We start from the raw sequence: 14,223 nt of genomic DNA, 5'->3' as shown, positions 1-14,223 counted from the left end.
TTTTAATGCAATATAATAGAAATAATTTTTAAAGAAATAAGCTTAATTTGCTAAATATTTTAGCGAATATTTAGTTTTAATAGATTTAAAAAATGAAAAAGAATTCAATTTGATACCGCTTCGGATTTTTTTTGCTAAATTATTCTGAGGTTGTTAGCTGTGTTTTTCTTTTTTCTTCAATTTTCTTTATAAGATAAATAGAAATTTCAACCATTAAATACATTGGTATCGATACTAAACATAAGCTAATCACATCGGGGGGAGATAAAATAGCCCCAATGATAAAGCATCCTAAAAAAGCAATTTTTCTATTTTTAATTAAGGTTTCAGAAGGAAGGATTCCTGCTAAACCTAATAAAGAAAGAATGACAGGGACTTCAAATACGGCTCCAAAAATAAGCATCATTGTAATTAAAGAATTAAAATAATTTTCATAAGTTATCATGACTAATGCATATTGGCTTGCCCAACTTAATGCATTTGAAAAAAAATAAGGAATGATTAAAAAAAAGCCAAAAGAAATTCCTAAATAAAATAAGAAAACGCTTGCGACAACAGAAATGAGAGCGATTTTTTTTTCTTTTTCGTATAAAGCAGGAGCAACAAAGTTCCAAACTTCACGCGCCATAAAAGGAAGGCTTAAAGCAAACCCGATAAGGAAACAAATTTTAAAATTAACTGTAATCACTTCAAAAATACTAATGGAAGAAAGATTTTGGGTTATTCCTTGTTGTTTTAAATTCAGTAAAACAGAATCGTAAGGTTTTTTTAAAAAATGAATTAAGGGTTCCATAAATAAAAAAGAAATTCCAGAAAATGCACTAAGCCATAAAACGGCGCGCAAGGCATGTTTCCTTAATTCACGGATATGATCAAATAAAGACATTTGTGAATCTTCATTACCGTTTAAAACGGCTTCTCTTTTCGCTTTTCTTTGAAGTCCAGCGTTAAAAGCAGTTGAAACATATTGAAAAGGTCTAAATCCCATTTGGCTCATTTATTTTGCCTCCAGCCAATTTATACCATGACCGACTTCTACAAGCATAGGAACTTTAAATGAGACACAGTCTTCCATTGCTTTTTTTACAATTTTTTGAATTTCTTCGTATTCATTTTCGGGGCCATCTAAAACAAGCTCATCGTGTACTTGTAAAATGATTTTTGTTTTTAATTTTTTTTGCACAATGGCTTTATGAACAGCTAGCATACCTAATTTCATAATATCTGCAGCCGTTCCCTGAATAGGGGAATTGATAGCCATATTTTCAGCAAGCTTTGCTTCTAAAGGATTTTTAGAAAACATCGCAGGAATAGGACGAACTCGACCAAAATAGGTTTTCACAAGGCCTTTTTCGTGTGCTTGGGCTCTTTGGTCATCTAAATATTTTTTCACGCCTGAAAAGTTTGTAAAGTAACGTTCAATAAATTTTTTAGAGTCATTTAAAGAAATTTTTTGTTGTTTTGCTAAACGCTGTGCTCCCATTCCATAAATGATTCCAAAGTTTATTGCTTTTGCTTTGCTTCTTTCTTCATTTGTGACTTCGTCTAAATTTTTTCCTAGAATTTGTGCCGCAGTTTGTCTATGAATATCCGCTCCCGAGTTAAATGCTTTAATCATATTTTCATCTTTGGAAATATGAGCAAGAACACGCAATTCAATTTGGGAATAGTCTGCAGAAATAATATTAAAATTCGATTTTGATGCACTAAAAGCGGCTCTTACTTTTTTACCCCAATCTGTTTTAACTGGGATATTTTGCATATTGGGATCGGAACTTGAAAGACGACCTGTTGCTGTTCCTATTTGATTAAAATGGGTGTGAACACGACTTGTCGATTTTTTTACAAGCTTAGGTAACACAAGAACATACGTAGAAAGTAACTTAGAAAGCTCTCGGTGATGCTGGATTTTTTCTACAATAGGGTGTTCTTCAAACTGTTCTAAAACACCGGCATCGGTTTTATAACCTTGTGTGGTTCTTGCCAGTTTCCCTTTGTATCCCATTTTTTCATGAACTTTTAAATGATCAAATAAAATATCGCCCAATTGTTTCGGGCTTGTGATCTTAAATGGGAATCCGACTTCGCTAAAAATTTCATTTTCAATTTTCATTAAAGTGGATTGTATTTCTGCTGTTAATCCTCCTAAATATTCAGAATTGATATGAACTCCATTTCTTTCCATTTCAGCAAGAAGCAATAAAATTGGCATTTCCATATCATAAAATAATTTTTGGAGATCTGCATTTTGTTTTAATTTATTTTGATAAAATGTCCAAAGTCGGAATGTGGCATCGACGTCTTCACAAGCATATTCGGTTAATTCAGATAAAGGAACATCTAACATAGAAGAACGTCCTGTTTCTTTACCAATAAGAGCACTTGTAGGAATTTTTTGAAAATCAAAATGTTTTAGAGTTAAAAAATCTAAACTAAAACCGCCTTCAGCTGGGTTGCTTAACCAGGCTGCTACCATGGTGCAACAAGCAGGGCTTTCTCCAATTTCGACACCCATATTTTTTAGCATATGAAGATCATATTTTAAATTGTGCGCTGCAAAAGGGGCTTTTCTTTGTGCAAGAGCTTCTTTTAATCCTTGCCAAACATCTTTTGGAGAATATTCAGGTAAGTTTTTTTCTTCGGTTAATAAAGTACCACCTAATAAATGAGTATCATGAGCAGGAATATAATAAGCAATTCCTTCTTCAAAACAGAGTGATATTCCAATTGGGGTGTCTTCAATAATGTCTAATCCTGTTGTCTCGGTATCTAGAGCAAAATAAAGTGTTTTAGGGTCTGTTATGCGATCTAAAATTTGTTTTAATTGTGTTTTTGTTTTTACAAGGGAATAACTTTTTTTATTCCAATTAGAATTGTCACTTGATATCGATTGTGTTGGTTGTGTCTCTACTTGAGTAAATTTTTCGTGATGTTCTTTTTCTTCAAATAAATTTGTTTGTGGTTTATTTGTTTCTTCTACTTCTTTATTTTTATCCTTTTGTTCTAGATTGTATTTTTGAGAAGAAGGAGTATCACTATAAATATTTTTTACTAAGGTATGCATTCGCAAGGATTCAAGTTGAGCTTTTGCTGTTTTGCTCGTTTTTAAATTTTGATATGTATAACGTAACGACAACTCAGAAACATTCATGGGAACAGAAGTATTTATCGTAACAAGATATCTAGACAAAAGAGCATCTTCTTTATGATTTTCAAGCGCCGTTTTTGCTCTTTTATTAGTAATTTTATCTAAGTTTTCATATACGTTTTCTATAGAATGGTATTCAGAAATTAGTTTTGCAGCCGTTTTGTCGCCAATTCCTTTTACTCCTGGAATATTATCTACAGCATCACCTGTAAGAGCCAAAACTTCAATGACTTGGTTTGGTGGTACTCCAAAATAATCAATTACTTTTTCATCATTGACAATATCGTATTCATCTCCTTTTTTAAGAGAAAACATTTTAATATTATCATTTATAATTTGCATGTAGTCTTTATCAGAAGTAACAAGAAATACTTCGCCATAATGCTCAAAATATTTTGCAAGCGTTGCAGCGACATCATCTGCTTCAAATCCAGGAATGGCAAAGGAGGGAATTCCCATTTCTTTTACTAAGTTTTGAATTAAAAAAATTTGTGGAATGATTTCGGGAGGAGTTTCACCACGATTTGCTTTATACAAAGGGTAAACTTCATGGCGAAATGTTTTTTCTTTTAAATCCCAACATATTGCAAAGTGTGTCGGATTTTGTTCTCTAAATATTTTAATTGCAACCTTTAAAAAACCATAAACAGCGCCAATTGGGGTACCGTCGGGAGCTGTTAAGCGCGATCCCATTGCATAAAAGGAACGAAATAGGAGCGACATCCCATCAATAATAAAAAGACGTTGTTTTGTATTTTCCATAATATTTTCCTAAAACATTTTTTTATAAATGATTTATTTTTATAAAAAAATGTTACTTTGTTTCTTTTGAATTTTCGGATTCCGGAGTCCCTTGAGTTGTTGGTCTTAATAAAGGGAATAAAATAGTGTCTTTGATATTATCGCACCCACATAAAATCATGGTAAGGCGATCAATCCCAATCCCTACACCTGCTATTGGTGGAAAACCGTGTTCCATGGATGCGAGATAATCCTCATCAAGTGGCATTGCTTCGTCGTCACCATGTTCTCTTGCATGCATTTGTTCTTCAAAACGTTCGCGTTGATCAATGGGATCGACAAGCTCAGAATAAGCTTTTACAAGTTCAACCCCATTTACAAGAAATTGAAAAAAGTCGACATACTCAGGTTCTTTTGCATTTCTTCTGGCAAGGGGTGCCATTTCAACGGGATATTTTACTAAAAAACAAGGTTGTATTAATTTAGGACGAGAAACTTTTTTATAAAGGGAGTCGACCATATTGGCCCAGCCCAAAGTATTGATATCGTCGTCAAGGCGAATATTTTTTGCTTTAATTTCTTTTGCAAGGGACTCTTTGGTATTCCATTTTTTAATATCGATACCGCAGTCTTTTAAAATTAAATCAGAATATTCAAGGACAGGCCAATCTCCAGAAAAATCAATTTCATTTCCACCAAGTGTTACCTTAACAGTACCAAATATTTTCTCAATAAGGTTACGCATCATGCCTTCAACAAATTTTCTCATTAAATCGGAATTCGAATAAGAAGCGTAAAATTCAAGCATGGTGAAATCTTGAAGGTGTGTTGCCGAAATTCCTTCATTGCGAAAACATCTTGCAAATTCAAAAACTTTATCAATACCAGCACCAATAAGTCTCTTTAAATAAGTTTCTGGAGCAATTCTTAAAACATACTCAATATCTAGGGCATTATGGTGCGTGAAAAAAGGGCGTGCTAAAGCTCCTGATGGAGTTGTTTGTAAAATAGGAGTTTCTACTTCATTATAACCATTATCTTCAAGGTAACGGCGCAGTGCTTTTACCACTTGAAAACGTTTTGCAAAAACTTCTCGGGATTCATTATTCATAATAATGTCAAGATACCTTTGGCGGTAACGAGTTTCAATGTCTTCAATCCCATGGTATTTTTCTGGTAATGTGCGTAAACATTTGTTTAATAATTTCCAGTTTGCAACACGTAAAGTAAGCTCACCTGTTTTTGTAACAAACATTTCACCTTGAACACCAACAAAATCTCCAATAGAAACGTGGTTAGTAAACTCTTCAAAAACCTCAGGAGCTTCCTCTGTTTTACGAACACATATTTGAACTTTTCCACTGAAATCATAAATATGAGCAAATAAAATTTTTCCCATGGTACGCATTGCTACAACACGTCCTGCTGTACTTACGTCTTTTGTACCTTCGGTTAATGCGGCAACTTCAGCGATGGTGTGCGTTTTATTATAATGGTCGCCAAGATTTCCTTTTTCTCTTTGCTCTAGAAATTTTGTTTTTTTAAGTTCAAAAATATTGTCTGACATACGAAATCCCTTATTTCTCTTGCAACCGTACCGCAAGGGTTTTTATTAATATAGAAAAAAATCCAACAAGAACGATGCTCGGTCCTACGGGCCAATTAAAGCTGAAAGCAAGTAGGATGCCAAGGAGTCCACCGATAAAGCTTAATAAAACAACTATAGGAGAAAAAACACTCCTTGGCTGATAAATAATTGTAGGCAACGTGAGTAGGGCGGAAATCATCAATCCACCTACAGCAAAAAGTCCTGATAAAATAGCAAATGTCATTAATACTGGAAAAAGTTTTTCTAATAATTTGACTTTAAATCCCGCAATTTCTGCAAATTCAGGATCAGAAAGCCAAGCATCCCAATGTTTTTTTAATGATAAAATAGATATCGAAACGAGAACGAGAGCGACAGCAAGTACGGAGACATCACGCCAAGAAAGAGTTAAAACATCTCCAAATAAAATACTTTCTGGATCGATTCTTGTGTTTTTATTGCTAGATATTGCTATAATTCCAATAGCAAAAAAAGAGGTCAAGCATATTACGGCAGATGCATCGGGTGGAATTTTTAATGTTTTTAAAATCCATTCAGATATAAATGTTCCTAAAAGTGCTGTAAAAATGGCTCCAACTAAAATACAACCCCAAAAAGGAAAATCGCTGAGTTTTGCTAAAAGAATACCAATGATGACACCTGGAAATACAAGATGTGATAAGGTATCCCCTAAATAAGCTCGTTGTTTTAAAACAACAACAGGGCTTAAAATGCCGCACATAATTGTAATTAATATTGTTGCTACAAGAGCTATTTGTGCAAAACTGTATTGAAATATTTGTATTAAGTTAGAGAATTCTTGAAACATAAAAATAAATGCCTTTAAATTTGATTTTTTCAATCATAAAAATAATCAGAAAAATATTTTTTAATTGTTTTATATAACAACTGTAGATATTTCCTGATCATGTTTTCGAGTAAAGCTAATTTTTTTTGTAATATAACTTTTAAAATTTTCGAGATGATGATCTACAATAAAAATACAAACTTTATGTTCATGGGCAAGTTCTTCAAGTGTATCCATTAATTGTTGTTGGCAACAAACATCTAAACTGGCAAGTGGCTCGTCTAAAAAAAGCATTTTAGGTTTAGAAATAATAGCTCTCACAATCATGGCACGGGTCTTTTGGCCACCGCTCAGGTTATGAAAACTTCGGTTTTCATAACCTGAGAGTTGCCATTCTGAAAGTAAATTTATAATTTCTTGATGATCTTTTTCAGTAAAATGATAATGAGGCCCTTTTCCTTGTTTTATAAAATCGCAAACAGAAATATGGAAGTAACGATTTACGGCATGAAATTGAGGAACATAAGCAATTCCCTGGGAAATATTATGTTCTGTTGGAATAGGTGCATCATGAAATAGCACAGAGCCTTTTAATGGTTTGATTAACCCAAGCCATGTTTTGAGTAATGTGGATTTTCCGCAGCCATTTTGTCCTACAATAGCATAAATTCCAGGAAAGGTAATTTCACCAGAAAATGGATTTGTAAGAGATTTTTTATTTGGATAACCTACAACCAAATTACTCCAGCTTAAGTAGCTCATATTTTTCCTAAAAAATGAAAGACTATTTTTTTAGGGCATTTAAAATAGTGCTGACATTTGTTTTCCACATTTCAGGGGCTGTTTCAGCTCCTGAGCCCTTTGTACCAAGTGAGTCGCTATAAAGTGTACCACCTATTTTAACGCCTGTTTCCTTAGAAACGGTTTTTATATTACGCATATTTCCTGTTGATTCAAGAAATAGTGCCTTAATGTTTTCTTTTTTAATTTGCATAATTATGTCTTTTAGCTGTGCAGGGGTCGGAGAAGCTTCATCCGACAATCCGACAATGCTTTTCATTTTAAAACCAAATTCGTCTGCAAAGTATCCAAGAGCATCATGATTTGTAGCGAACACTCTTTTTTCTTTAGGAATGGTTTCAATTTGTTTTTTCAATTCTTTTACTTCGACTTCTATTTTATGAATATAATCTTGTGTGCAAGTATTTATATTTTTTTCTTCTTCTGGTTTTAATTTTATTAATAAATTAGAAATTTTTAGGAGAGCTTCTTTTGTTAATTTGGGTGATTGCCAAATATGAGGATCATATTCTAAATGATTATGTTCTTTCGTTTCATGGTCGTGGTCTTGATTATGGTCGTGATTGTGATCATGATTGTTATCGAGTTTTGTAAGCGACATATTTTCTGTTACCGTAAACCAAGTTTGATTTTTATTTTTTTGGATTTTAGAAATCCATGGTTCTAAACCAGAACCAACAGAAATAATGACATCTGCTTTTGCAATTGCTATGCGATTTGAAGGAGTCATATGAAAGGTATGAGGATCGTTTCCCACGGAAATAATATTTTCAATTTGAAATGATTTCGAATCGCAAGATGCTTTTTTTACAAGATCGGTTAAATAAGGAATTGTCGTTTCAATTTTAATTGTTGCCGGTTTTTCATTTGCTAAAGAAACATTAGGAAACAAAAAAGAAAAAGGAACCAAAGATACACTAGAAAATAATAAATTTTTCATATTTTAATACTCAATCCGTCGCTTAAAGAGTTTTTATAAGCTTTTACTGCAGGTATAATTCCAATGATACATGAAATTAATATAACAATGATAAGATAAATATATTCTGTAGACTGTAAATTTAAAAAAGGAATCAGAATTCCAAATTTATTTAAAATAATAGGCTGTGAAATTTGAATAAATCCACAACATAAAATATATCCTAAAATACAGCCAAATAAACTAATAATAAAGGACTCTGAAATTAATAAAAAAACAATGGACTTATAACTCGTACCAATTGCTCTGAGGATGGACATTTCTCTTCGTCTATTTTCAAGAGAAGTATAAATAGAAACCATCATTCCAATAATTCCAATCATTATGACAAAAATAGAAATAATTTGAAAAGCAATTTCAGCATAAGAAATGGTTTCCCAAAGTTGACTTAATGCGGCACCAGGAATTACCGCCATTAAAGGTTCTTTTTTAAAATTATTAATTTCTCTAAGTAAACCTAATGCGCTTATGCGGGATTCGGCACCAACTAAAAAGGAAGTTATTTGGCCAATTTGAATATTTTCTTTTTTAATTTGATTTTGTGGTGTTTCTTTACCTGGCAGAGCAGGAGAGCCATTAACCCAATCAATATGTATCGCTTCCATTCCTTCTAAAGTAATATAAACCGCCCGATCAAGAGGTGTTGTTGTTTCTTTAAGAATAGCAACAATAGTAAATGGTTTATCTTTGTGAGTGAGAATACCTGGTCCATCGCTAATGCCATGCGTAAGCGATATTTTATCGCCTATTTTTAAATTTTCTTTTTTTGCAACTTCAAATCCAAGAGCCGTTTCAAATATATTATTTGGAACATGTCCTTCAGATATCTCTATTTTTTTATCTCCGAAAAAACGATAATGCTCATATAAATTTTGATCTGTTCCAATTACTCGAAAGCCATTATAACTATCGCCTAAGGAATAAGGTATTGTCCAACTCACTTCGGGATTATTTTTGATGCTTTCATAGGATGACCAAGAGATATTATTTGTCGCATTTCCCATATGAAAAATAGTATATAATAAAAGTTGTATGCCACTTCCACGGGAACCGACAATTAAATCTGTTTTGCTAATTGTATTTGAAAAGCTTTCTTTAGCTCCTAGCTTTATTCTTTCAATTCCAAGAAAAAGCATTATGCTTAGGGCGATTGAAAACACGGTTAAAATAAAAGTCATTTTTCTATTTAAAAGCGATTGAACTGCTATTTTTAGAAGGATGATCATGATTTAACTCTATTAATTTCGGGTAAATAAATATGATTTGAAAAAAACTTTTTGAGATCTTTATCATGACTTACAAATATTAAAGTTGTATTTTGTGACTCACATTGATCAAAAAGATTTTTTAAAAACTGTTCTCGATTATCTGCATCAAGAGAACTCGTTGGTTCATCTGCAATAATTAATTTAGGAAAACCAATTAAAGCTCGGGCAGCGGCAACTCGTTGTTGTTGACCAATCGATATTTCTGTTACTTTTTTATTTAAAATTTTTCCAATCTTTAAATTGTTTGCTAATTCAATACATTTTTCTTTTAATTCCTGTAAGCTTAAGTTTTTTCTTCTTAAAGGACTTATTTTACAAGGCAATAAAATGTTATCTAAAACATTTAAATACGGGATCAAATTAAATAGTTGAAATATATAACCCATTTCACTACCGCGCAACTGGTCTCTGAGAGAGGGCTTTAATCCAATAAATTCGGTATTAAATATTTTGAGAGATCCATCATATGCAGGAAGAATTCCAGATAAAATGCTCAAGAGAGTTGTTTTGCCACAACCACTGGGCCCATATAAAAATAATTTTTCACCTTCTTTTACATTTAAATTTTCAATGTCTAAAATAGGAGAGTTCTTTTTATAAGAATATTTTAAATTTTTTAAATTTATGATATCATTCATAACTGCAGAAAACCTTTATCATTCGTTATTTTTGAAGCGGATTGAGTTGAATTACTTAATACTTGCGCATCTATTTGTTTTACGTTTGGAAAAAATGGTTTAAACTGAAAAGTTACTTTACTTCCAGTGAGTTCTTTTTGGCATTTAATATTAAATTCGGCTTTAAAGTCGCCATGCTCCCCTTCTAATTTTTTATTTTTTGCTTTTGAATCTTTCATATTGTCCTCATCTCCATCCTCATCTTTTACAAAGGGTTCTATTTTATTAGGTGAAAATGTACAACCTAGAGCGGAATCTAATTTAACTATTTGTGAGATATTTTTTTTTAATTTTTCCACTGCTTCGGAAACTGTTTGTTTATCTTTTTCCGTCTTTGCTTCATGCTCAAACCCATACATACTCACAGCAGGCGCTTCCATTTGAATAGTTGCTGTTTTTTGTTGAACTCCCATATTGATTTTGGCAGAACCATGATTGTGAGCTCCATGAGCATAGGTATTTTGTAATAAAAATAAGGATGCTGAAATTAAGCAAAATCTTAAAGAATTCTTAAGCATGTTGTGCCTCATTATTGATAAGTTATTGATAATATATAAAATATTATCATAAAAAAAGAGTCTTGCATAAATGCAAAAAATTTGCAATAGATGCTTGTCATTTCTATTTTGAAAGGATTCACTTCGTGGAACCAGATGAACATTATAAAGTTGAATTTCAAATACGCCATCATCATCAGCATGGTGATGGATGCAGCGGGAAATCATTTCAGCAACTCGCTTTTGATGCCTTAAAAGAAAATAATTTTAGAATAACGAAATCGCGTCTTGCTTTAATAGAATGTTTAGCAAATACGACAGTTCCTTTATCTCCAAAAAGTATTTTTGACTCTTTAATAAATGATTATAAAATAAAAATTGATCAAGTATCTGTATATCGTATATTAGAAACTTTTAGTCAATTAAATTTAGTTCATCAAGTTTTCCCTTCTGGTGATTATTTATCCTGTACCACTCGTTGTGAACATAATTCAAATCATATTATTTTAAATTGTATAAAATGTAGTAAAGTAAACGAAATCCATATGGACTGGAATCCTATTTATAAAATATTTGAAAATGTAAAAGAAAAATTTCAGTTTGAACCTATAAAACAAATGTTTCAAATAGATGGGATATGTAAACAATGTCGCTAAAAGATCAAGGAAATAAATATATTTTAGCAAATACTTGTTCAGGTATTCCTACATTTAAACATATAGAAACCAATGAAATTCTTCATGGACAAGTGGGTCCCTATCAAGAAGCCATTCATTTATATGTAAATCATTCAAATATTTTAAATACTCAAAGTCCAGAATTTGTTGTCTATGATTTAGGAATGGGTTGTGGCGCTCAATTAATTGCAATGTATCAATCTTTTTTAAACAATCTAAATATTAAAAAATTAACTATTGTGAGTTTTGATTTAGAAAAAGAAGGTTTGATTGCTCTTCAAGAAAATATTCATTTATTTCCATATGTAAATGAATTTATGGAGCTGTTGCCTCTTTGTATTTCACAAAATAATTTTGTTCATAAATTGCATGATGGCCGTATTTTTGAATGGAATTTTATTGAAGGAGATTTTTGTAAGACAATTTTAAAGCCAAAAGGAACTTATCCATTAGCTGATGTTGTTTGTTACGATTTTTTTTCACCAGCAAGTCATCCTCATTTGTGGACTTATCAAATTTTTACCAATTTAAATTTACATTTATCAAATAACGCCAAAATGATTACTTATTCCTCAGCAACATGTATAAGAGCAGTTATGTTTGCTTCTGGATTATATGTTGGATTTGGACCGTTAAGTGGTAAAAAATCAAAATCTACAGTAGCAACAAAGATATTTCAGGATTTAGCAGAGCCCTTGACCTTAGAATGGAAAAAAACATTTCTTCGTTCCGAAGCAAAATTTTCTTTAGAAGAAAAAGAACAGAATAAAGATAAAATTGTGAATTTGATAGACAATCATTTGCAATGGTCTTTTTTCTAATTTAGGCTCTTTTGACATTTAAATTTTCTTTTTCAATTTTTCCCTTAATAATTTAAATAAATGTTTCTTTTTCAATTTAAATTTTATTTTAAAGGGACAAATGTTTTGTGAAAAATACTCTTTTTATATTTAGCCTCATTTTATTTGTTTTTTATATCTCAAATGCGAATGCTGTTATTGGTTCTGCTGGTTGTGGCTTAGGTTCGGTCGTTTTTCGTGGAACGCAGTGGTGGAAACAAATTTTTGCGCTCACATCAAATCAAGCGACAGGTTCTCAAGCATTTGGAATAACATCGGGGACATCAGGTTGTCCCCCAGCTGTATTTGGGGTTGTTGAAAACCAAGAAGAATATATTGAAATCAACCTTTCTTCTCTTCAAAAAGAAGCCGCTCAAGGAACAGGTGAATTATTATTTGGTCTCGCTTATAGATTAGGATGTGATCAAATGTATTTTCCAGATTTTGGCTCTTATACTCAAAAAAATTATATTGAAATTTTTTCCTCACAAAATGCAAAAAATGTTTTATGGAATATAAAAAATTTAATTCAAAAAAATGAAAATTTAGCTCACAGTTGTAAATATATTCATATCTAGTTGTTTTTTTGACATTATTATTTTCTTTTTATACTCTTTAAATAGAATCTATATTGAGTTCTCCTATTTTAAATTTAATAAATTTTAGGAAGGTTAAAATGAAAAATTTTATGAAAAATATTCTTTTTGTCCTTATTGTAGGTGCTTTCTGTTTACTTGCATCTCGTGCTCATGCGGTAGGATCTGCTGGGTGCGGACTTGGTTCTGTTGTTTTTAAAGGAAATGAGTGGTGGAAACAAATATTAGCTATGACAACAAATCATTTAACAAGTTCACAATTTATTGGAATTACAACGGGGACATCAAATTGTGCTCCTGGTTTATTTGGGATTGTTCAAAAACAAGAAGATTATGTTGTTGCAAATTTTTCAACACTACAAAGAGAAGCTGCGCAAGGAAGTGGTGATAGTTTAAATGGTCTTGCATCTACTCTAGGATGTGAAAATTCAAGTTTTTCAAGTTTTGGAGCTTATACCCAAGAAAAATACTATGAGATATTTTCTGCTCAAGATGCAAAAGAAGTTTTACAAAATATAAAAGCAGAAGTTGAAAAAAATCAGAATCTTTCTAAAGAATGTAAATTTATCCAAATTTGATTTTTGTTTATTTAGCAATGCCTCCTAAAAAATATTTAATTCACACATAATTTAATATTTTATTGATAAAAATTTTAAAAAATAAAAAAATATCCTATTCGCTATTGAATGCTTTTATTATATCTGTATTATTTTTGCAGTTAAAGACGGAAGTCGTTCTTTACTATTGCTTAAATGGAGTTTTTCAATGAAAATTTTAGTTTCAAAAAAATTTTTTGGTTTAGTTGCAGCATCTTTGTTAAGTACTGTTACTTTTAGTGCTTCAGCTGATGTTGGTATTGCTGGTTGTGGACTTGGTTCCATTGTTTTTAAAGAAAATGGCAAAGGTAGCCAAATTTTAGCAGCAACAACAAATGGAACTTTTGGGAACCAAACATTTGGGATTACGTCTGGTACTTCTAATTGTGGATCCGGAGTTGCAAAACAAGCTAATACTCGTATGAAACTAGATTATGTGAATGCAAACCTTTCCACACTTCAAAGAGAAGCTGCTCAAGGTAACGGTTCATCCGTTAATGGTTTAGCTGCCGTTGTTGGTTGTCCATCAAGTTCTTATGCTGAGTTTGGTGCTTATACACAATCTCATTATAGCTCTATCTTTACATCAAATAATGCAGAAGAAGTTGTAAATAATATAAATCAAGAAATGTTAAAAAATTCAGAGCTCTCTAAATCTTGTAACCTTGGTAATAGTTAGCATTGGCAAACGGAATAAAGAAAATTTTAATTGTTATATTATTTTTTTACCCTTTATTCCTATCTGCTCTGGAAGATTCTCATTTACAAAGTGCAGAAAACTATTTTATAGAAAAATCGCGTAAGCTATCTCTTTCTCAAAAATCAGAATGGCGAAAAATACTTTTTTATCAAAATAAATATTTTAGTGCTCCAGCAGGAATTGTAGATGGGAAAGACTTTTATCTTTCAGAAGAAGGTAAAGTAAATTTACAATCTGAAATGGAAGCAACAATTAAAGCTTTTTTTTCTGGGATTGAAGATAATAATTCAGCACATTGTAAATTTCCA

General features: G+C 31.6%; 14 protein-coding genes and 1 pseudogene. 6 read left to right on the top strand and 9 right to left on the bottom strand.

The genetic code is table 11. The features are described from left to right. Positions 1-139: 139 nt before the first annotated feature. The 9 genes from tatC to ACIQ56_RS01030 form a co-directional block, all read right to left on the bottom strand. Positions 140-997: a twin-arginine translocase subunit TatC gene (tatC, locus tag ACIQ56_RS01070; RefSeq protein WP_397599235.1), complete on the bottom strand. Its 858-nt coding sequence runs from the start codon at positions 995-997 to the stop codon at positions 140-142. Continuing rightward, on the bottom strand, positions 998-3,910 hold the full coding sequence (gene polA / locus ACIQ56_RS01065) for a DNA polymerase I (protein ID WP_397599234.1): 2,913 nt from the start codon (positions 3,908-3,910) through the stop codon (positions 998-1,000). Positions 3,911-3,962: 52 nt separating this feature from the next. Beyond that, on the bottom strand, positions 3,963-5,456 hold the full coding sequence (gene lysS / locus ACIQ56_RS01060; protein WP_397599233.1) for a lysine--tRNA ligase: 1,494 nt from the start codon (positions 5,454-5,456) through the stop codon (positions 3,963-3,965). 10 nt (positions 5,457-5,466) lie between these two features. Then, a complete protein-coding gene (locus ACIQ56_RS01055; RefSeq protein WP_397599232.1) occupies positions 5,467-6,306 on the bottom strand; it encodes a metal ABC transporter permease in 840 nt (279 codons plus the stop codon). Between the two features lie 69 nt (positions 6,307-6,375). Beyond that, a complete protein-coding gene (locus ACIQ56_RS01050; protein ID WP_397599231.1) occupies positions 6,376-7,047 on the bottom strand; it encodes a metal ABC transporter ATP-binding protein in 672 nt (223 codons plus the stop codon). Positions 7,048-7,069: 22 nt separating this feature from the next. Continuing rightward, entirely contained in the window at positions 7,070-8,026 is a 957-nt protein-coding gene (locus ACIQ56_RS01045; protein ID WP_397599230.1) for a metal ABC transporter substrate-binding protein, read from the bottom strand. Further along, the gene (locus tag ACIQ56_RS01040; protein WP_397599229.1) at positions 8,023-9,291 is read right to left on the bottom strand and encodes an ABC transporter permease; all 1,269 of its coding nucleotides are present in this window, start codon (positions 9,289-9,291) and stop codon (positions 8,023-8,025) included. The genes ACIQ56_RS01045 and ACIQ56_RS01040 overlap by 4 nt, the downstream gene beginning before the upstream one ends. Then, positions 9,288-9,971, bottom strand: coding sequence for an ABC transporter ATP-binding protein (locus ACIQ56_RS01035; protein ID WP_397599228.1), 684 nt, complete (start codon positions 9,969-9,971; stop codon positions 9,288-9,290). The genes ACIQ56_RS01040 and ACIQ56_RS01035 overlap by 4 nt, the downstream gene beginning before the upstream one ends. Beyond that, positions 9,968-10,528 (bottom strand): DUF2796 domain-containing protein, encoded by a 561-nt coding sequence (locus tag ACIQ56_RS01030; protein ID WP_397599227.1) that lies wholly within the window; start codon positions 10,526-10,528, stop codon positions 9,968-9,970. The genes ACIQ56_RS01035 and ACIQ56_RS01030 overlap by 4 nt, the downstream gene beginning before the upstream one ends. 125 nt (positions 10,529-10,653) lie before the next feature. Here ACIQ56_RS01030 and ACIQ56_RS01025 point away from each other — a divergent pair, with 125 nt between their 5' ends. The 6 genes and pseudogenes from ACIQ56_RS01025 to ACIQ56_RS01000 all read left to right on the top strand — a co-directional run. Continuing rightward, on the top strand, positions 10,654-11,163 hold the full coding sequence (locus tag ACIQ56_RS01025) for a Fur family transcriptional regulator (protein ID WP_397599226.1): 510 nt from the start codon (positions 10,654-10,656) through the stop codon (positions 11,161-11,163). Beyond that, entirely contained in the window at positions 11,154-12,005 is an 852-nt protein-coding gene (locus ACIQ56_RS01020) for an MnmC family methyltransferase (protein WP_397599225.1), read from the top strand. The genes ACIQ56_RS01025 and ACIQ56_RS01020 overlap by 10 nt, the downstream gene beginning before the upstream one ends. Before the next feature lie 107 nt (positions 12,006-12,112). Further along, the gene (locus ACIQ56_RS01015; RefSeq protein ID WP_397599224.1) at positions 12,113-12,601 is read left to right on the top strand and encodes a DUF3015 family protein; all 489 of its coding nucleotides are present in this window, start codon (positions 12,113-12,115) and stop codon (positions 12,599-12,601) included. 98 nt (positions 12,602-12,699) lie between these two features. Continuing rightward, positions 12,700-13,197, top strand: coding sequence for a DUF3015 family protein (locus ACIQ56_RS01010; RefSeq protein WP_397599223.1), 498 nt, complete (start codon positions 12,700-12,702; stop codon positions 13,195-13,197). A gap of 187 nt (positions 13,198-13,384) precedes the next feature. Then, positions 13,385-13,894: a DUF3015 family protein gene (locus ACIQ56_RS01005; RefSeq protein ID WP_397599222.1), complete on the top strand. Its 510-nt coding sequence runs from the start codon at positions 13,385-13,387 to the stop codon at positions 13,892-13,894. Positions 13,895-13,896: 2 nt separating this feature from the next. After that, positions 13,897-14,223, top strand: a pseudogene (locus ACIQ56_RS01000) (hypothetical protein); the annotation flags it as partial.

It is taken from the genome of Silvanigrella sp. (genome assembly GCF_044369315.1).
In the GTDB taxonomy this organism is placed as follows: Bacteria; Bdellovibrionota_B; Oligoflexia; order Silvanigrellales; family Silvanigrellaceae; genus Silvanigrella.
This window is presented reverse-complemented; position numbering and strand designations above follow the sequence as displayed.